The sequence below is a fragment of the Micromonospora sp. NPDC048063 genome, from assembly GCF_043202855.1.
Lineage (GTDB): Bacteria > Actinomycetota > Actinomycetes > Mycobacteriales > Micromonosporaceae > Micromonospora.
In genome coordinates this window covers 72,554-92,804 of sequence record NZ_JBIDBG010000017.1, presented here as the reverse complement: position 1 = coordinate 92,804, position 20,251 = coordinate 72,554, and the positions used below count along the sequence as shown (strand labels likewise).

General features: G+C 75.5%; 9 protein-coding genes. 5 read left to right on the top strand and 4 right to left on the bottom strand.

The window, feature by feature from the left end; genetic code table 11:
* The first annotated feature begins 31 nt into the window (after positions 1–31).
* On the top strand, positions 32–376 hold the full coding sequence (locus ACGFZ2_RS28515; RefSeq protein ID WP_393458800.1) for a phosphopantetheine-binding protein: 345 nt from the start codon (positions 32–34) through the stop codon (positions 374–376).
* Positions 369–12,251 (top strand): amino acid adenylation domain-containing protein, encoded by an 11,883-nt coding sequence (locus ACGFZ2_RS28510; protein ID WP_393458797.1) that lies wholly within the window; start codon positions 369–371, stop codon positions 12,249–12,251. Before ACGFZ2_RS28515 ends, ACGFZ2_RS28510 begins: the two co-directional genes overlap by 8 nt.
* 37 nt (positions 12,252–12,288) lie before the next feature.
* Here ACGFZ2_RS28510 and ACGFZ2_RS28505 read toward each other — a convergent pair whose 3' ends face one another.
* On the bottom strand, positions 12,289–13,026 hold the full coding sequence (locus ACGFZ2_RS28505) for a hypothetical protein (protein ID WP_393458794.1): 738 nt from the start codon (positions 13,024–13,026) through the stop codon (positions 12,289–12,291).
* Positions 13,027–13,413: 387 nt separating this feature from the next.
* On the opposite strand from ACGFZ2_RS28505, the gene ACGFZ2_RS28500 reads away from it, so the two are divergent.
* Positions 13,414–13,977 (top strand): DinB family protein, encoded by a 564-nt coding sequence (locus tag ACGFZ2_RS28500; RefSeq protein ID WP_393267847.1) that lies wholly within the window; start codon positions 13,414–13,416, stop codon positions 13,975–13,977.
* A gap of 182 nt (positions 13,978–14,159) precedes the next feature.
* On the opposite strand, the gene ACGFZ2_RS28495 is transcribed toward ACGFZ2_RS28500, so the two are convergent.
* Entirely contained in the window at positions 14,160–14,420 is a 261-nt protein-coding gene (locus tag ACGFZ2_RS28495) for a hypothetical protein (protein ID WP_393458792.1), read from the bottom strand.
* A gap of 263 nt (positions 14,421–14,683) precedes the next feature.
* Between ACGFZ2_RS28495 and ACGFZ2_RS28490 the strand changes: the two genes are divergently transcribed.
* Entirely contained in the window at positions 14,684–16,501 is a 1,818-nt protein-coding gene (locus ACGFZ2_RS28490; RefSeq protein ID WP_393458789.1) for an acyl-CoA dehydrogenase, read from the top strand.
* A gap of 95 nt (positions 16,502–16,596) precedes the next feature.
* Here ACGFZ2_RS28490 and ACGFZ2_RS28485 read toward each other — a convergent pair whose 3' ends face one another.
* Entirely contained in the window at positions 16,597–18,288 is a 1,692-nt protein-coding gene (locus ACGFZ2_RS28485) for a long-chain-fatty-acid--CoA ligase (protein ID WP_393458786.1), read from the bottom strand.
* A 110-nt stretch (positions 18,289–18,398) separates the two neighbouring features.
* Here ACGFZ2_RS28485 and ACGFZ2_RS28480 point away from each other — a divergent pair, with 110 nt between their 5' ends.
* Positions 18,399–20,030, top strand: coding sequence for a glycosyltransferase 87 family protein (locus ACGFZ2_RS28480; protein WP_393458783.1), 1,632 nt, complete (start codon positions 18,399–18,401; stop codon positions 20,028–20,030).
* Here ACGFZ2_RS28480 and ACGFZ2_RS28475 read toward each other — a convergent pair.
* Positions 19,987–20,163, bottom strand: coding sequence for a hypothetical protein (locus tag ACGFZ2_RS28475; protein WP_357463340.1), 177 nt, complete (start codon positions 20,161–20,163; stop codon positions 19,987–19,989). The genes ACGFZ2_RS28480 and ACGFZ2_RS28475 overlap by 44 nt on opposite strands.
* Positions 20,164–20,251: the final 88 nt, after the last annotated feature.

Below are 20,251 nucleotides of genomic sequence, written 5' to 3'. Positions count from 1 at the left end.
CGACGGACGGACGACGCGACCGGGGGACGCGATGACGACGGACGGGACACGTGACGGGGGCAGCGCGGTCGCGGAGGTCGTGGCGGACGCCTGGCGCGCGGCGCTGCGGGCCGACCACGTGACGGCGGAGGACAACTTCTTCGTGCTCGGTGGCGACTCCCTGGTGGCTGCCCGGATGGCAGCCCGGCTGCGCGCCGCCCTCGACGTGCGGGTACCGCTGGCCGCCGTCTTCGAGCATCCCACGCTGGGCGAGTTCACCGCCGCGCTGCGCGCCGAGCACGGTCCCGCCGTGGACGAGGCCGCCGCGCTCTACCTCAGCGTGCTGGCCTGCTCGGACGCCGAGGCCGAGACGATGCTCGGGCGTCTCGATGACTGATGTGCTCTCGCCGCGCCAGGCCGCGCTGCTCGCCGCCCTGCGCGCCCGGCGCGCCGCTACCGCCGACGGGGACGCGGCCGTCCCCGACGTGGACGCGATCATCCCCGGCGGCGGGGCCGCCGGCCGCGTCGCCTCCGCCGGGCAGCGGCAGATGTGGTACCTGGCGCAGGCCGACCCGGGCGACCCGGCGTACCTGGCGCCGGTGGCGTGGCGGCTGCGCGGCCCGCTGGACCTGCCCGCCCTGAGCGCGGCGCTGGACGCGGTGGTCGCCCGGCACGAGCCGCTGCGCACCACGCTGACCGCCGAGGGCGACCAGGTGGTGCCGGTGGTCGCCGAGCCGCCGACCGGACTGCTGGCCGTGCTGGACCTGACCGGGCTGGCCGCGTCCGCGCGGGAGGACGAGCTGGCCGCCCGCCTCGCCGCCGAGGCGGCCACCCCGATCGACCTGGGCGGCGGCCCGGTGCTGCGGGCCCGCCTGCTGCGCCTCGCCGACACCGACCACGTGCTGGTGCTGACCGCGCACCACGCGGCGGTGGACGAGTGGTCGCTGCGGATCGTCGCCGACGAACTCTCCGAGGCGTACGCCGCCCGGCTCGCCGGCCGGTCCGCCGAGCTGCCGGCGTTGCCTGTCACGTACGGCGACTACGCGCGGTGGCAGCGGCGGTGGCTGGCCGGGCCGGAGGCGGAGGCGCAGCGGCGCTGGTGGCGGGAGCGGCTCGCGGGCGCGCCGCCGGTGCTGGAGCTGCCCACCACCGGCCCCCGGCCCGCCGCGCCGTCGCAGGCCGGCGCCACCGCCGTGTTCCCGCTGGGCGTCCCGCCCGAGGCGCTGCGGGCGCTGTGCCGGCGGCTCAACGTCACGCCGTACCTGCTGCTGCTCGCCGCGTTCCAGGTGCTGCTGGCCCGGTGGACCGGCCGGTACGACGTGCCTGTCGGCACCCCGGTGGCCAACCGCGGCCGCCCGGAGACGGAGCCGCTGGTCGGCCTGTTCGTCAACACCGTGGTGATCCGGACCGACCTGACCGACGACCCGACCTTCGCCACCTGCGTCGCCCGGGTCCGGGCCGAGGTGCTGGCCGCCCGGGAACGGCAGGAGCTGCCCTTCGGAAGCGTGGTCGAGGCGGTGCGCCCGGCCCGGCACGCCGGGCACAGCCCGCTGTTCCAGGTGATGTTCGTGCACGCCGACGCGCCCGCGCCGCTGCGGCTGCCCGGGATCGACGCGACCTGCGTCGAGGTGCCGACCCACACCGCGAAGTTCGACCTGACCGTGGCCGTACGCCCCGGCGCGGACGGGCTCGACGCCGTGGTCGAGTACCGCACCGACCTGTTCGACGCGGCGACCGTGGCGCGGCTCGCCGGACACTTCCGGACCCTGCTGGCCGACCTGCTCGCCGATCCCGACGTCCGGATCCGCGACGCCCGGCTGCTCGCCGCCGAGGAACGCCGACGGATGCTGGTGGACTGGAACGACACCGCCACCGCCGCGCCGCCGGACGACCGCGTCCACGCGCTGGTCGGCCGGTGGGCCCGGGAACTGCCGGACGCCCCGGCGGTCGCCGACGACGCGCGCACCCTGAGCTACGGGGAACTCGACGCCCGCGCCGATGCGCTGGCCGCGACGCTGCGCGCCGAGGGGATCGGCGCGGGCGACCTCGTCGGCGTCCTGCTGGAGCGGTCCGCCGCGCTGCCGGTGGCGCTCCTCGCGGCGCTCAAGGCCGGGGCCGCGTACGTGCCGCTGGACCCGACCCACCCGCCGGCCCGGCTCGGGCACCTCCTGGCCGACACCGGCGCGCCGGTGGTGCTGACCTCCGCGCCGCTGCGGCACCGGCTCCCCGCGGGGGAGGCCCGGCCGGTCGAGGTCGGCCTCGACGCGGCGCCGCCGACCGGGACGGCCCCGGTGTCCGCGCGGACCGGCCCGGACGACCTCGCCTACGTCATGCACACCTCCGGCTCGACGGGCCGCCCGAAGGGCGTGATGGTGACCCATCGGGGCGTGGTGAACTACCTGCGCTGGGCGGGCGCCGCGTACCGGCTGGGCCCGGGCGACGAGGTGCCGGTGCACTCCTCGATCGGCTTCGACCTGACGGTGACCAGCCTGCTGGTGCCGCTGGCCGCCGGCGCGACCGTCCGGCTGCTCCCCGACGACCTCGGGCCGGCGGGGCTCGGCGAGGCGCTGCGCGCACGGCGCACGCCGTACGGGCTGGTCAAGATCACCCCCGCCCAGTTGGAGATCGTCAACCGGCAGGTCGGGGCGACCGGGGCGGCGGGCCGGACCCGGGCGTTCGTCATCGGCGGGGAGAACCTGCGCGCCGACCAGGTGGCGCTGTGGCGGGACCACGCCGCCGGCACCCGGCTCGTCAACGAGTACGGCCCGACCGAGACCGTCGTCGGCTGCGCGGTGCACGAGGTCGGCCCCGACACCGCGCGGGCCGGCTCCGTGCCGATCGGCCGGCCGATCGCCAACACCACCCTGTACGTGCTGGACGACCGGCTCGACCCGGTCCCCGTCGGCGTCACCGGCGAGTTGTACGTCGGCGGCGTTGGCGTGGCCCGCGGCTACCTGAACCGGCCCGGGCTGACCGCCGACCGGTTCCTGCCCGACCCGTTCGCCGCCGAGGGCGGGCGGCGGCTCTACCGCACCGGCGACCTGGCCCGGTGGCGCGCCGACGGCGTCCTGGAGTTCCTGGGCCGCGCCGACGGGCAGGTCAAGCTGCGCGGCCACCGCATCGAGCCCGGCGAGGTGGAGGCGGCGCTGCGCCGGCTCCGGCCGGACAGCGACGTCGCCGTCGTGCTGCGCCGCGACGACCCCGACGACCCGCGGCTGGTCGCCTACCTGACCGGCGACCCGGATCCGGCCGCGCTGCGCGCCGGGCTGCGGGCGGAGCTGCCCGGACACCTGGTGCCGGCCGCGTTCGTCGGCGTCGACGCGCTGCCGCTGACCGGCAACGGCAAGCTCGACCCGGCCGCCCTCCCGCCGCCCCCGGGCGGCAGGCCGGAGCCGGCCGGGCCGGGGGCCGCGCCGGTGGCGCCGCCGGTCGGCGACGTCGCCGCGGCCGAGCGGCTCGTCGCCGAGCTGTGGCGGGAGGTGCTCGGCGTCGACCGGGTCGGCACCCGGGACAACTTCTTCGACCTGGGCGGGCACTCGCTGCGGCTGCTGGCCGTGCACCGGCTGCTGGTCGAGCGGCTCGGTCCGGTGCTCACCGTGACCGACCTGTTCCGCCACACCACCGTCGCCGCGCTGGCCGGGTTCCTCGCCGGCGTCGCCGCGCCGCCGGCTGTTTCGGCGCCGCGTGCGGCCCCGGCCGCCACGCGTACGGGGGTGCCCGGGGACGCGATCGCGGTGGTCGGGATGGCTCTCCGGTTCCCCGGCGCCCGCACCCCCGAGGAGTTCTGGCGGCTGGTCCGCGACGGCGTGGAGGCCGTCCGGGAGTTCCGCACCGAGGAACTGCTCGCCGACGGGGCCGACCCGACGCTGATCGGCGACCCGGCGTACGTGCGGCGGGGCACCGAGCTGCCCGACGTGGACCGCTTCGACGCCGAGTTCTTCGGCTTCACGCCGCGCGAGGCACAGGTGCTCGACCCGCAGCACCGGCTGCTGCTGGAGTGCGCCTGGGAGGCCCTCGAACGCGCCGGCCACGACCCGGAGGCGTACGCGGGGCAGATCGGGCTCTTCGCCGGCTCCGGCCGGGCCGACTACCTGTCGGAGCACCTGCGCGACGCGCCCGAGGAGATCCGGGCGCTCGGGGAGTACCAGCTCGCGCTGAGCAACGACAAGGACTTCCTGGCGACCCGGGCGTCGTACAAGCTGAACCTGACCGGGCCGAGCGTCAGCGTCGGCACCGCCTGCTCCACCTCCCTGGTCGCGGTGCACCTGGCCCGGCAGAGCCTGCTCGCCGGCGAGTGCGACCTGGCGCTGGCCGGCGGGGTGAGCGTCTTTCCCGCCCAGCGGCAGGGATACCTGCATCACGACGGCGGGATCTTCTCCCCGGACGGGCACTGCCGCCCGTTCGACGCCGACGCCCGCGGCACCATCGCCTCCAGCGGGGTCGGCATCGTGGTGCTGCGCCGGCTTGCCGACGCCCTCGCCGACGGCGACCTGGTGCACGCGGTGATCCGCGGCTCGGCGGTGAACAACGACGGCGCCCGCCGGGCCGGCTACTCGGCCCCCGGCGTCGCCGGCCAGGCCGAGGTGGTCAGCCGAGCCCTCACCGTGGCCGGGGTGGACCCCCGCACGGTCGGCTACGTCGAGGCGCACGGCACCGGCACCAGCCTCGGCGACCCGATCGAGGTCGCCGCGCTCACCGAGGCGTTCCGCCGCGGCACCGCCGACACCGGGTTCTGCGCGCTCGGCTCGGTCAAGGCCGCCATCGGGCACACCGACGCCGCGGCCGGGGTGGCCGGCCTGATCAAGACCGTGCTGGCGCTGCGGCACCGCACCCTGCCGCCGGTGGTCAACCTGCGCCGGCCCAACCCCGCCATCGACTTCGCCGCCAGCCCGTTCCACCTGCCGACCCGGGCCCGGCCGTGGCCGGGCGACTCCGGGCCGCGCCGGGCCGGGGTGAGTTCCTTCGGGATGGGCGGCACGAACGCCCACGTCGTGCTGGAGGAAGCCCCGCCGGCCGCCGCCGCGCCGCCGGCCGTCGCGCCGCCCGCCGGTCCGCACCTGCTGGTGCTCTCCGCGCGTACGCCCGCCGCGCTGGACCGGGCCACCGACGCGCTGCGCGCGCACCTCGACGCGTACCCCGCGCTGCCGCTGGCGGACGTGGCCGCGGGCCTGGGCCGGCGGCGGCAGATGGCGCACCGGCGGGCCGTCGTCTGCGCCGACCGGGCCGACGCCCTCGACGCGCTCGGCGACCCGGCGCGGCTGCTCACCGCCGCGACCGACGGCGACGCCGGCCTGGCCTTCGTCTTCCCGGGCCACGGCGCGCAGCACGTCGGCATGGGCGCCGGCCTGTACCGGGCCGAGCCCGGCTACCGGGCGGTCGTGGACCACTGCGCGGAACTGCTGCGCGAGCCGCTCGGGGTGGACCTGCGGGCGGTGCTCGACCCCGCGCCCGCCGACCGGGCCGAGGCGGAGCGCCTGCTCGCCGAGCCCCGGATCAACCAGCCGGCGCTCTTCGTCACCGAGTACGCGCTGGCCCGGCTGCTGGTCGAGCGGGGCCTGCGCCCCGAGGCGGTGGCCGGGCACAGCCTCGGCGAGTACGTCGCCGCGTGCCTGGCCGGCGTGTTCGTCCTCGCGGACGCGCTGCGGCTGGTGTGCGCCCGCAGCCGCCTCGCCCAGGGCACCGAGCCGGGCGCGATGCTCGCCGTCGCCCTGCCGGAGTCCGAGGTCGGCGCGCTGCTCGGCGACGACCTGGCGCTCGCCGCGGTCAACGCGCCCGGCCTGTGCGTGGTGTCCGGCCGGCCCGACACCGTCGCCGCCCTGCGCCGGCGGCTCGACCGCGACGGGGTCGAGACCCGCCCGCTGCACGCCGACCGGGCCTTCCACTCCGCGCTGCTCGACCCGGTGCTCGACGACTTCCGCACCGAGGCGCGGCAGGTCGGTTATGCCGAGCCGACGACGACGTTCCTGTCGAACGTCACCGGCGCCGCCGTGGGGCCCGGGGAGGTCACCGACCCGGAGTACTGGGTGCGGCACCTGCGCGGCACGGTCCGCTTCGCCGACTGCGCCGCGCTGCTGGCCGAGCGGGGCCTGGTCGTCGCCGAGGTCGGCCCCGGGCACACCCTCGGCGGGCTGCTGCGCCAGGGCGGCGCGCGGCCCGAGCGCGTGGTGCAGGTCATGCGCCACGTCCGCGCCGACGCCGACGACCACCGCGTGGCGCTCGACGCCGTGGGCCGGCTCTGGCTCGCCGGCGTACGCGTCGACTGGTCCGCCTTCCACCCCGGGCCGCACCGCCGGGTGGAACTGCCCACCTACCCGTTCGAGCGGCAGCGGCACTGGGTCGACCGCGGCGTCCCCGCCCCGCGCCCTGCCCCGCCGCCCGGCGCGGAACCCGCCGTGCCGCCGTCCGGGGCGGATCCCGTCGTGCGACCCGGGGCGGAGCCCGCGTCGTCGTCCGGCGCGGCGGCTGCGTCCCCTGGGGACGGCGGCGGCGTCCCGTCCGGCGTGGACTCGCCGGAGCGGGGCAACCGGCCGGCACTGACCACCGCCTACCTCGCCCCCCGCACCGCCGCGGAGCGGGCGGTGGCGGAGATCTGGTCCGAGCTGCTCGGCGTCGCGCCGGTCGGCGCGCACGACGACTTCTTCGCCCTCGGCGGCCACTCGTTGCTCGCCACCCAGGTCGTCGCCCGGGTGCGCGCCCGGCTCGGGGTGGCGCTGCCGATCGAGGCGGTGTTCGCCCGGCCCACCGTCGCCGGGGTCGCCGCCGCCCTGCCGGCCGCGCCGGAGCCGGCGGTGCCGCCGATCCCGCGCGCCATCGACCCCGGGCCCGCCCCGGTCTCCTCCGGGCAGCGCCGGCTGTGGTTCCTGGAGCAGGTGCACGACCAGGTCGCGTACGCGGTGCTCACCGCCCTGCGGCTGCACGGCGACCTGCGGGTCGACGTGCTCGCCGCCGCGCTGACCGAGGTGGTGCGTCGGCACGAGGTGCTGCGCACCGTGGTCCGGCCGGGCCCCGACGGCGGGGACCCGGTGCAGGTGGTGCTGCCCGCCGCACCGGTCGACCTGCCGGTGGTCGACCTGGCCGCCGAGGGCGCCGACGACGCGGACCTCGCCGAGCGGGAGCGCGTGGCGCTGGTCGCCGAGGCCCGCCGGCCGTACGACCTGGAACGGGGGCCGCTGTTCCGGCCCGTCCTGTTCCGCTCCGGGCCGGGCCGGCACGTGCTCTGCCTCGCGATGCACCACATCGTCTCCGACGGCTGGTCGCTCGGGGTGATCCGGGCCGACCTGGGCGCCCTCTACGACGCCCTCGCCGCCGACCTGCCCTCGCCCCTGCCCGACCTGCCGGTCCAGTACGCCGACTACGCCCGCTGGCAGCGGGAGCGGGCCGCCGCCGACTCCGCCGACCTGGCGTACTGGACCGAGCGGCTGGCCGGCGCGACGGGCGCCCTGGAACTGCCCACCGACCGGCCCCGGCCGCCGGTGCAGACCTTCGACGGGGCGGTGGCCCGGCTGACCCTGCCGCCGGCGCTGACCGAGCGGGTCCGCGACCTTGGCCAGCGGCACGGCGCCACCCTCTACATGACGGTGCTCGCCGCCGTGCAGGCGCTGCTGTTCCGCTACACCGGGCAGCGCGACATCTGCGTCGGCTCCCCGGTCGCCGGCCGGGTCCGCGCCGAGCTGGAGCCGATGGTCGGCTTCTTCCTCAACAGCATCGTGCTGCGCACCACCCTGGACGGCGACTGGAGCGTCGCCCGGCTGCTCGACGAGACCCGCCGCACCGCCCTGGCCGCGTACGACCACCAGGAGACGCCCTTCGAGCGGGTCGTCGACGCCCTCGACGTGCCCCGGGACCTCAGCCGCAACGCCCTGTTCCAGGTGATGGTGAACCTGCTCAACCTGCCCGAGCAGGACCTGGCGATGACGGGCCTGCGGGTGGAGCAGCTCACCGTCGAACCCGGCACCGCCCAGGTCGACCTCGCCCTGTACGCGTACGACCGGCCGGACGGGTTGCTCTGCTGCCTGGAGTACAACACCGCGCTGTTCGACCCGGGTACCGCCGAGCGGATGCTGGCCCACCTGGAGACGCTGCTGACCGCGTTCGTGGCGGACCCGGACGGCCGGCTCGCCGACGTGGAGATCCTGACCCCCGCCGAGCGGCACCGGCAACTGGGGGAGTGGAACGCCACGGCCGCGCCGGTCCCGGCGGTCGGGCTGGCCCGGCTGGTCGAGGAGCAGGTGGCCCGCACCCCGGACCGCCCCGCGGTCACCTTCGCGGGCCGCACCCTCAGCTACGCCGAGCTGAACGTGCGCGCCAACCGGCTGGCCCGCCGGCTGCGCCGGGTCGGCGTCGGGCCGGACGTGACGGTCGCCGTGTCGATGGAACGCTCCGCCGACCTGCTGGTGGCGCTGCTCGGCGTGCTCAAGTCCGGTGGCGCGTACGTCCCGCTGGACCCGTCGTACCCGCTGGACCGGCAGCGCTGGGTGCTGGACCACAGCCGCGCGGCGGTGCTGGTCACCGAGCCGGGGCTGGCCGACCGGTTCGCGGACTTCGCCGGCCCGGTGCTGCGCGTCGACGACCCGTCCCTGGCCGTCGAGTGCGCCGCCGACCCCGTTCCGGTCACCACGCCCGCGCACCTGGCGTACGTGCTCTACACCTCCGGCTCCACCGGCCGGCCCAAGGGCGTGCGGGTCAGCCACGCCTCGGTGGTCAACCTGCTCACCGCGATGCGGCACGCGCCGGGCCTGACCGCCGACGACACCCTGGTCGCGCTGACCACCTTCGCCTTCGACATCTCCGTGCTGGAGCTGTTCCTGCCGCTGGTGGTCGGCGCCCGGGTGGTGGTCGCCGGCCGGGACGTCGGCTACGACGCCGCCGGGCTGGCCGCGCTGCTGCGCGCCGAGGGGGCCACCGTCGTGCAGGCCACCCCGGCCACCTGGCGGCTGCTGATCGCCTCCGGCTGGACCGGGATGCCGGGGCTGAGGGCGCTCTGCGGCGGCGAGGCGCTGCCCCCGCCGCTGGCCCACGACCTGGCCGCCCGGGTCGGCGAGCTGTGGAACATGTACGGGCCGACGGAGGCCACCATCTGGGCCACCACGGCCCGGATCGCGCCGGACGCGCCCGAGGTCACCATCGGCCGGCCGATCGCCAACCTGCGGGCGTACGTGCTCGACGAGGCGCTGCGGCCGGTGCCCGTCGGGGTGGTCGGGGAGCTCTGGCTCGGCGGCGCCGGGGTGGCCCGCGACTACCTCGACCAGCCGGGCCTGACCGCCGACCGGTTCCGCCCCGACCCGTACGCCGACCGGCCGGGCGCCCGGCTCTACCGCACCGGCGACCTCGCCCGGTGGCGTCCCGACGGCACGATCGAGTGCCTCGGCCGCAACGACTCCCAGGTGAAGGTGCGCGGCCACCGCATCGAGCTGGGCGAGATCGAGGCGGCGCTGCAACGGCACCCGGCGGTGCGGGAGTCGGCCGTCGTGGTGCGTGACATCGACGGCGAGCCGGCCCTGGTCGCGTACCTCGCGCCACGCCCCGAGCCGCCCGACGAGGGGGCCGGCCGGTGGCGGGCGTTCCTGCGCGACTGGCTGCCCGACTACATGGTCCCGACGACGTACGTGCCGCTCGACGCCCTGCCGCTGACCGACAACGGCAAGGTCGACCGCCGGGCCCTGCCGGCGCCCGAGCGCGGCGGGCCGCGCGGCGATGTCGGCGCGGCGCCGGCCACCCCGCTGCAGGCCGCCCTCGCCGAGCGCTGGGCGCAGGTGCTCGGCTACGACCGGGTCGGCATCGACGACGACTTCTTCGACCTCGGCGGGGACTCGTTCACGGCGATCCGGGCGCTCAGCGGCATCGAGCCGCCGATCAGCGTGCTGGACCTGTTCCGCCACCCGACGATCCGCGGCCTGACCGGGCACGCCGACACGGCGGCGGGCGAGCCCGACCGGTTGCTGCACGAGCTGACCCCGCCCCGGACGGCCGCGCCGGCGGTGACGGTGCTCTGCGTACCGTTCGCCGGGGCCGGCGCGGTGACCTACCAGTCCCTGGCCGCCGCGATGCCCGCGCACGTCGCGCTCTACGCGCTGCAACGCCCCGGGCACGACCTCAACCGCCCCGACGAGCCGGCCCTGGGCATGGCCGAGCTGGTCGAGCGGTGCGTGGCCGAGGTGACCGCCGGCATCTCCGGTCCGGTGCTGGTATACGGCCACTGCATGGGCGGCGCCACCGCCGTCGAGCTGGGCCGGCGGCTGGAGGCGGCCGGAGTCGACGTGCGCCGGGTGGTCGTCGGCGGGCACTTCCCGGCGCCCCGGCTGCCGGGCCGGTTCGCCCGCTGGTTCCGCCGCGCCTTCCCGATGGAGCGCTGGACCTCGAAGCGGCACGCGCTGGACTTCCTGCGGGCCATGGGCTTCTTCACCGACGTGCTCGACGAACGGGAGAAGGACTTCCTGATGGGGATCTTCCTGGCCGACACCCGGGTCGGCGAGGACTACTACACCGACGTCTACGCCCAGGGGCTGCCCCGGCGGCTGGCCGCCCCGATCGTCTGCGTGGTGGGCACCGGCGACCGCGCCACCGAGCTGTACGAGGAGCGCTACCTGGAGTGGGCGTACTTCTCCGACTCGGTCTGCCTGCGCACCATCGAGGGCGCGGGCCACTACTTCCAGAAGCACCAGGCCACGGAGCTGGCCGACATCATCCTGGCCGACCCGGCGGAGGCGGCAGTCGTCGCCGAGCCGGCCATTGTCGGGCCGGCCGTCGGGGAGGGGGTCTCCGGCGAGGTGGCGGCCCCGGCCGAGCCGTCCCGGGCGACGGGCGGTGCGCCGCCGCCCCGAACGGCTGGCCCGGTGGCCGGGACCGGGTCGTCCGCCGCGCCGCCCGGCCGGCGCGTGCCCCGGACGGGCGCCCCCGCGCCGGTTCCGCCGGCCCGCTCCGGGCTGACCACGTTCTTCCTGGTCGCGTTCGGGCAGCTCGTGTCGCTGGTCGGCACGGGGCTGACCGGGTTCGCCCTGTCGCTGTGGGTCTACCAGCGCACCGGCTCGATCTCCTGGTTCGCGCTGGCCTCCGTGCTGGCGCTGCTGCCGGCGGTGGTCCTCTCACCGATCGCCGGCGCGCTGGCCGACCGCTGGGACCGCCGGCTGATCATGGTCTGCGCCGACTCCTTCGCCGCCTGCGGCACGGTGGTCCTGGCGGTGCTGCTCTGGACCGGCCGGGCGCAGCTCTGGCACGTCTTCGCGGCGCTCACGGCCAGCGCGCTGGCCACCGCGTTCCAGCAACCGGCGTACCTCGCGGCGGTGACCCAGCTCGTGCCCAAGCGGTACTACGGCCGGGCCAACGGCCTCATCTCGCTGGGCACCGCGACCAGCACCGTGCTCGCCCCGCTGGTCGGCGGCGCGCTCGTGGTCGCGATCGGCCTGCGCGGCATCGTCCTGATCGACCTGGTCAGCTTCGCCGTCGCGGTCGGCATCACCCTCGCCGTACGCTTCCCCGACACCCTGTTCAAGCGGCGGGAGGAGTCGTTCGGACAGGAGGTCCTCGGGGGCTGGCGGTTCATCGCCCGCCGGCACGGCCTGCTCGCGATGATCGTGCTGACCGCGCTGCTCAACTACTTCTTCGCCGTCGTCGAGGTGCTGGCCACCCCGCTGACCCTCTCCTTCGGCGACCCCTCCGTGCTCGGCGTGGTGCTCGCCGCCAGCGGCGCCGGGCTGCTGCTGGGCAGCATCCTGATGGGCGTGTGGGGCGGCACGGCGCGGCGGACCACCGGCATCCTGACCGGCGTGGTGCTGCTCGGTGTCGCGATGCTGATGGTCGGGCTGCGTCCGGACCCGGTCTTCCCGGCGGTGGGCCTGTTCGGGCTGGGGCTCGCCTCGGCGCTGGTCAACACGCACTGGCTGGCCATCGTGCAGGCCAAGGTGGGGCTGGAGCTGCAGGGCCGGGTGCTCGCCACCACGCTGATGCTCTCCTGGCTGATGGTGCCCGCCGGGTTCCTCACCGCCGCCCCGCTCGCCGAGGGGGTCTTCGAGCCGCTGATGGCTACCGGCGACGGCATCGCCGGGTCGCTCGGCGCGGTGATCGGGCACGGGCCCGGCCGGGGGATCGCGCTCACCGCCATCGTCGCCGGGCTGTGCACCCTGGCGCTCGCCGCCGCCGGGTGGGCGTACCGGCCGATCCGGCGGCTGGAGGACGAGCTGCCGGACGCCGACCCGGGCACGGTGATCGTCAGCGACAAGGACCGCATCCAGGAACTCGCCGACCGGCGGCTGGCCGAGCTGACCGGCGCCCGCTGACTGGTGAGGAGATGACGGTGCGCGGCGGTGGGCTCGCTCACCGGCCGGTCACCGCGCGGCCGAATCGTTCGGCGACGTCCTGGATCAGCAGGTTCGACGGGGTGCGGAAGTCGTCGAAGCGACCGTCGATCGACCGGTCGAGCAGCGGCTTGTGCCGCTCGGACGGTACGCCCGCCAAGCCGAGGAACCAGCCGAGCACCTGCCGGCAGTGCCACTCCCAGGGGCCGTCGGCACAGGTCCGGTCGACCACGACGGTGACCAGGTGCGCCACCGCCCGTTCCCAGGCGGACGGGTCGGCGCGGTCGGCGGCGATCAGCGGCAGGAACCGGTCGAAGCGCTCGGCCAGCTCCTCCAGCCACCCCCGCCACTCGACCAGCGCCTCGGTGACCACGCCGAGCGTCTGCTCGGGGTCACCCATGCTGTCGGCGGGGCAGCACCAGGCGTGGACGGGGCCGCCGCCGAAGTCCGCCTCGCCGACACCCCACCGCCAGCCCGACGCCCAGTGCCCGTAGTGGCCGACGATCGCGAAGCTCATCTCGTCGGCCCACCGCATGCCCTGCCGCTGCCCCCATTCGTGCACCTCGGGTCGGCCCGACCGGCCGGGTGGCCGGGTGGGGACAGCGGCGGCCGGCGGCAGCGACCGGACGACGGCGGGGGCGGAGACCGGATCGAACTGCTGCCGGGACGGGGCCACCTCCGCCCAGGTCAGGTGCCGGGGCACGATCTTCGGGTCATAGCTGGGGAGGTAGGGCTCGGTGTCTGGCGCGTCGGGCAACGAGGCGTCCTCCGGTGGCTCGCGGTCTGATCCGCCCACCCTAGTGTCCAGCCGCGGTGCCGCCGTCAATGAGTCTTCGCCTCTTCGAACATGCAGGCAGGAGGCTCTGGCGTGGCGCTCGCTCGGGGTACCCACGCTGATCACGGGCGGGAGTCTGCGGTCTTGATCATCCGTCATGTCATCGGTCGCGGCTGTTACATTTGGGTCATTGAACCCAACCCAGCCAGCCGGGTTGTTAATGTCAAACAGCCGCTCGCGGCGGCACGGCCCGAAGGGCGCATCAGCCCCCAGCGTCATCTCCCGGTGCGGTACGCGCTCGCGGCCCACGGCCGGCGACGGCGTCCGCGAGGGTCGCAGCCAGGTCTCCGTTGTCTGTAGTGTGCGGAAATGGCAAGAAGCGAGCGGCTCGCGGAGCAGTTGGACCGGCACTGGCGCAAGAACCTGCGGCCGCGGCTGGACGGTCTTACCGATGAGGAGTACCTCTGGGAGCCGGTGCGCGGTTGCTGGAGCATCCGCCCACGTGGCACGTCGGCCGCACCGATGTCGGCAGGTTCGGGGGAGTGGACGGTGGACTCCGCGTCTCCTGACCCGGTGCCGGCGCCGGTGACCACGATTGCCTGGCGGCTGGCACACGTCATCGTCTCGTGCCTGGGCTATCGGGTCGGATGGCACTTCGGCGGCCAGGACGTCGACTTCCAGACATTCGCCTACGCGGGGACCGCTGACGAGGCGCTAAAACAGCTCGATGAGATGTATGGGAGATGGAACGCGGGGGTCCGCGAACTCTCGGACGCTGAACTGGAGAATCCGCCCACGGTGGGTCCCGAGCGGTTTCCCATGGAGGGCATCGTCCTGCACGTCAACAGGGAGCTGATCCATCACGGCGCCGAGATTTCCCTGCTGCGCGACCTCTACCGCTGGCAGGACGGAGCCGTACCGCGCCGAATATGACTTTTCGGTAACCGGTGTTCGAGCTTCGGAAACTTACGTGGACTCCGTGACGCTCCGTGGCTGCTGCCGCCGAGAGGCCTCACGATCCTTAACCGCCGTTTTGCGCAGGTAGAAGGCCCTGGCATGAGCATCCCGGGCGAGCGCCATGCCAGGGCCTTCTACCTGCATCGCCCTGACCGATGTCAAGGGGCGGCTGTTGTGGACCTCTCACTGCCCGGCCCGCCCGCGGCTCGGAGATCACCGCGTGCCGTCACGACGACCTGGTCGGCCGGCTGCGCGAGGCGGGTCTCGCGGCGATCGCCGACATCGGCTTCGTCGGCCTGGACGACGAAGCGGGCGACCCGGCGGTCATCACCGGCTACAAGAAGCCGAAGGGCAAGAAGCGCCCGTCCGCGAAAAATCCTCACCCAGCACGAGATCGCCCGCTGACCGACGATCTTCACGCCAGACAGACCCCGACGACCAGCACGAGCACGACGTCACCCGTCCACGCCACCCCCGTGACCTGCACGTTCAGGATGAACACAACTCAATGCCCGCCCTCATCTGGCGGCGCCCGCCCGGATCCGCGAGAGGTGCCGGGCTGGTACGACGCGCACGGCGCCGGGTGGTGCGCCGGCCGGCCGGATCGGTCAGGATGACCTGGGCGAGGGCACCGCCGGGCCGAGCCGCGGCCGGCGGCGCGACCGCCGCCGGAAGGAGACCTGTGTCGTCCACTCTGCTCTCCCGTCGCGACCTGCGGTTCCTGCTGCACGACTGGCTGGAGGTGACCCGGCTGACCGAGCGGCCCCGCTACGCGGAGCACTCCCGGGAGACCTTCGACGCCGTGCTGGACCTCGCCGAGCGGGTGGCCACCGAGCGGTTCGCCCCGCACAACCGGGCCGCCGACCTCACCGAGCCCACCTTCGACGGTCGGCGGGTGCACATCATCCCGCAGGTCAAGCAGGCCCTCGACGTCTTCGCCGAGACCGGCCTGCTGGCCGCCGGCATGGACGCCTCGATCGGCGGGATGCAGTTGCCGCACGTCGTGCAGGCCGCCTGCTTCGCCTGGTTCCAGGCCGCCAACATCGGCACCTCGGCCTACCCGTTCCTGACCCTCGGCAACGCCAACCTGCTGCTGGCGCACGGCAGCGCGGAGCAGATCGACACCTGGGTCCGGCCGATGGTGCAGGGCCGCTTCTTCGGCACCATGTGCCTGTCCGAGCCGCAGGCCGGCAGCTCGCTGGCCGACATCACCACCCGGGCGGAGCCGCAGGACGACGGGACGTACCGGCTGCACGGCACCAAGATGTGGATCTCCGGCGGCGACCACGAACTGTCGGAGAACATCGTCCACCTGGTGCTCGCCCGGATCCCCGGCGGCCCGTCCGGAGTGAAGGGCATCTCGCTGTTCATCGTCCCGAAGGTGCTGCTCGACGCCGACGGCGCCCCCGACGCGCGCAACGACGTGGTGCTGGTCGGCCTCAACCACAAGATGGGCTACCGGGGCACCACCAACACGGTGCTGAACTTCGGCGAGGGCGTGCACCGGCCGGGCGGGCGCCCCGGCGCGGTCGGCTACCTGGTCGGCGAGCCGCACCAGGGCCTGCCGCAGATGTTCCACCTGATGAACGAGGCCCGGATCGGGGTGGGCGCGGGCGCCACCGCCCTCGGCTACACCGGCTACCTGAAGTCGCTCACGTACGCCCGCCAGCGGCCGCAGGGCCGCCCGGCCGCCGACAAGGACCCCACCGCGCCGCAGGTGCCGATCGTCGCCCACCCCGACGTGCGGCGGATGCTGCTGGCGCAGAAGAGCTACGTGGAGGGCGCGCTGGCGCTCGTCCTCTACTGCGGACGGCTGCTCGACGAGGAGAAGACCGCGCCGGAGGCGGCGGACCGGGAACGCGCGCGCCTGCTGCTGGACGTGCTCACCCCGATCGCGAAGAGCTGGCCGTCGCAGTGGTGCCTGGCCGCCAACGACCTGGCCATCCAGGTGCACGGGGGCTACGGCTACACCCGCGACTACGACGTCGAGCAGCACTGGCGCGACAACCGGCTCAACCCGATCCACGAGGGCACCCACGGCATCCAGGCGCTGGACCTGCTGGGCCGCAAGGTGACCATGCGCGGCGGGGACGGGCTCGCACTGCTGGTCGAGACGGTCCGCGCCACGGTCACCCGGGCGTGGAAGGCCGAGGGCGAGGCCGCCGAGCTGGCCGGCCCGCTCGGCGCGGCCCTGGACCGGATCACCCTGGTCACCCGGCGGCTGTGGAGCACCGGCGACCCGGCGGCGGCGCTGGCCAACGCGAGCGTCTACCTGGAGGCGGTCGGCCACGTGGTGATCGCCTGGATGTGGCTGGAGCAGCTGCTCGTCGTCGAGGCGGCCGGCGGCCCGGGCGACGGGCCGGACGCCGACCTGCACGCCGGTAAGCGGCAGGCCGCCCGGTACTTCTTCCGCTACGAGCTGCCCCGCACCGGGCCTCAGTTCGACCTGCTGGAGAGCCTCGACCGGACCACGCTGGAGATGCGCGACGACTGGTTCTGACCGCCCCGCGCCACCGTCCGCCGCCGCACCGGCCTGCGCGTGACGGTGCGGGCCCGGTCGGCCCGCCCGTCGGCGGACCGACCGGCCCCGCCGCCTCAGCCGTCGGCGAGCAGCCGGTCGCGCACCTCGCGGCGCAGGATCTTGCCGATCTGCGAGCGGGGCAGGTCCTCGACCATGACGACCCGGCGGGGCACCTTGTACGCGGTGAGGTGCTGCCGGCACGCGGCCCGGACGGCGGCCTCGTCCAGGTCGGCCTCCTCGTGCGGCACGACCGCCGCCACCACCTCCTCGCCGCCGTGGGCGCCGGGCAGGCCGACCGCCGCGGCGTCGCGCACGCCGGGGACGCGGCGCAGCGCGTCCTCCACCTCGGACGGGTAGACGTTGAACCCGCCGGTGATGATCAGCTCCTTGATCCGGTCGACCACCGTGACGAAGCCGTCGGCGTCCGTCACCACGATGTCCCCGGTCCGCAGCCAGCCGCCGGGCAGCAGCACCGCCGCCGTCTCCTCCGGGCGGCGCCAGTAGCCGGCGAACACCTGCGGTCCCCGGACCAGCAGCTCGCCCGCCTGGCCCGGCTCGCGGTCGTGCGCGGGGTCCTCCGGGTCCACGACGCGGATCTCGGTGGACGGGAACGGCACCCCGACGGTGCCGGGACGCCGGGCGGGGGAGACCGGGTTGCCCAGCGCCACGGGGGAGGTCTCGGTCAGGCCGTAGCCCTCGACGAGCAGCCCGCCGGTGACCGACTCCCACACCTCGACCGTCGCCGGGGGCAGTGCCATGGCGCCGGAGATGGCGTACCGGGCCGAGGTGAGGTCGACGCCGCGTTCCCGGGCCGCGGTGGCGAGCTTCTCGTAGATCGGCGGGACGGCGGGCAGGAACGTCGGCGGGCGACGGCGTGCCGCCTCCAGGGTCTGGTCGAGGTCGAAGCGGGGAAACAGCACCAGCGTGGCGCCGATGCCCACCGCGAAGGTGAGGCACAGCGTCAGCCCGTACGCGTGGAACAGCGGCAGTACCGCGTAGACCGTCTCCGCGCCGTCGCGCAGGCCCGGCACCCAGGCGCGGCCCTGCGCCGCGTTGGCCCGCAGGTTGCGGTGGGTCAGGACGGCGCCCTTCGGCGTGCCGGTGGTGCCGCCGGTGTACTGCAGCAGCGCCGTGTCGTCCGGGCCGGGGGCGGGGTGCCCGGCGGCGAGCGGCGGGCCGGCGGCGACCAGGCGCTCCCAGGGCAGCGTCCCCGGCGCGGGCGCGGTCATCGCCGCGCGGGCGGCGCGCGCCCGGGGCAGCGGGAGCCGCAGTGCCCAGCGCTTGCGCCGGGGCAGCGCCCGGGTCAGGTCCACCGCGACCACGGTCTCGACCGCCGTGGCGCCGGCGGTACGGCGGACGAGGGGCGCCACCTTGTCCCAGACGACCGCGACGCGGGCGCCGTGGTCGGCGAGCTGGTGTGTGAGCTCCTGTTCGGTGTAGAGCGGGTTGTGCTCCACCACCACCGCGCCGAGGCGCAGCACGGCGTAGAAGGCCACCACGTGCTGCGGACAGTTCGGCAGCACCAGCGCCACCCGGTCGCCCCGGTCGACGCCGAGCCGCCGCAGCGCCTCCGCCGCGCGGCCGACCTGGTCGAACAGGTCGGCGTACGTGGTGGTGGCGCCGAAGAAGTCGAGGGCGACCCGGGGACCGAACCGGTGGGTGGCGTCGCGGAGCAGGTCGACCAGCGACTCGTCGCACGGCGGGATGGTCGCCGGCACGCCCGGGGCGTAGCTGCGCAGCCAGGGCCGCTCCGCACTCAGCTCCATGTCTCTCCTCCGCACCTCACGCGCCGCCGGGCCTACTTCACGGTAACCTACGGTCACGTAGGTATTGGTCGGGGTCCCCGCCGGACGGGCGCCGGCCGTAGACTCCGACGATGCGGGATCGGCGGGTGGCGGTGCTCTGGTCGGTTTTCGTCATCGTCGCCGCGGGGTCGTCCGCGCTCGTGACGCTCCGCCCGGACCGCCTCTCCGACCTGCACATCTACCGGGGCGCGCTGCTGCACCTGCACGCCGGCCGACCGCTGTACGACTTCGTCGCCGAGAACGGCGGGCCGTTCACCTACCCGCCGTTCGCGGCGCTGGTGCTCTGGCCGGTCGCCGCCGTCCCCGAGGGGGTCGCGCAGGGCATCTGGCTGGCGCTGACCTGCCTCGCGGTGGTCGCCATCGCGATCCCGGTGGGCCGCCTGCTCGCCCGCCCCGGGCCCCGGCGGGCCCTCGTCGTGCCGGCCGTCGCCTGCGCCCTGATGCTCTCCGCGCCGGTGCAGAGCAACCTCCGCTTCGGCCAGGTCAGCATCTTCATCGTGCTGCTCGCGCTGCTGGACGGCATGGGCGTCGTCCCGGCCCGACTCCGGGGCGTGCTCGTCGGGGTGGCCGCCGCGATCAAACTGACCCCGCTGCTGTTCGTCGTCTACTTCCTCGCCACCGGACGCTACCGGGACGCCGGGCGGGCCGTGGTCACCTTCCTGGGCTGCGCAGCGTTGGGGGCGGCGGTCCTGCCGGCGGCGAGCTGGACGTACTGGACCGAGGCGATGCGCGACACGGCGCGGATCGGCAACCTCGCCTCGCTCGGCAACCAGTCGGTGCACGGCATGCTGCTGCGGATCGGGCTCGACGAGGCGTCCCTGCCGCTGCTCTGGGCGGCCCTGGTGGCCGTTCTCTGCGGGGTGGCCCTGCTGCGGGCGCGGCACCTCGCCGCGCACGGGCGGCCCGGGCACGCCGCCGTGCTCGTCGGGTGCGCCACCGTCGCCGCGTCCCCGGTGTCCTGGACCCACCACCAGATCTGGCCGGTGCTGGCGGCGATGCTGCTGATCGGCGCCGAGGGGATCGCCCGGCGGGTGGCCGGCGGCGCGCTGCTGGTGGCGATGGTGGTCTCGCTGGGGGTGGTGCTGGCCCCGGTCTCGACGACCCCCGGGATCCAGTTCCTCTTCGAGAACGCCCGGGCGCTCGGCGTCGGGGTGCTCTGCCTGGCCGGGTTCGGCGGGGCGGCACTGGCCGTGGCGGGCGCGGGCCGGCGGCCCCGGGCGGCCCGCGGCTGGCTGCGGGTGAGCACCACCGCCGCGCTGGCCGTGGCGTTCTTCGCCGTGCAGCCGCTGCCGGCCGGTGCCGACCCGACGTTCAAGGCGTACACGCTGTCCGACGTGGACAATCCGCGCTACTTCTTCGTCTGCCGGGGCCCGGTGCAGTGCGCCGCGTACGGCACCGACGCCCCGGTGACCTTCGGCACCCGGCGCGAAAAGACCAAGGTCCGGGTCAACGGGGTGGTGTCGCCGGCGGTGGCCCGGCTGGAATACCACTCCGCCCCCGGTGGTGCGCCCCGGGTCATCCCGCTGCTGGCGGCCCATCCGGGGCCCCGGACGTTCTCGTTCCGGTCGGCGACCATGGCCCACGGCCGGCTCGTCGCCTACGCCGCCGACGGGCGACCGATCGCGACCTACGACGAGGAGCTGGCCGCCGCGCTCGACGTCACCGGCGCCCGGCGGAGTGGTGCATCGCCTGCCGCCCCTTGACCGCCGCCAGCACGACGACCGCGAGCAGCGCCACCGCGCCGATGACCACCAGCCAGCGCACCGCCTCGAGGAGCAGCCCGAGCAGGACGAGCGCGCCGGCGATGACGGCGACGACCCAGAGCATGGCCCGCATGTCCACCTTCCGTGACTCCGGCCGCGTCGTGCGGCCCCCGCCCGCCTTCCCGGTCCGGCCCGCACCATGCGGCGCGGACCGCCGAAAC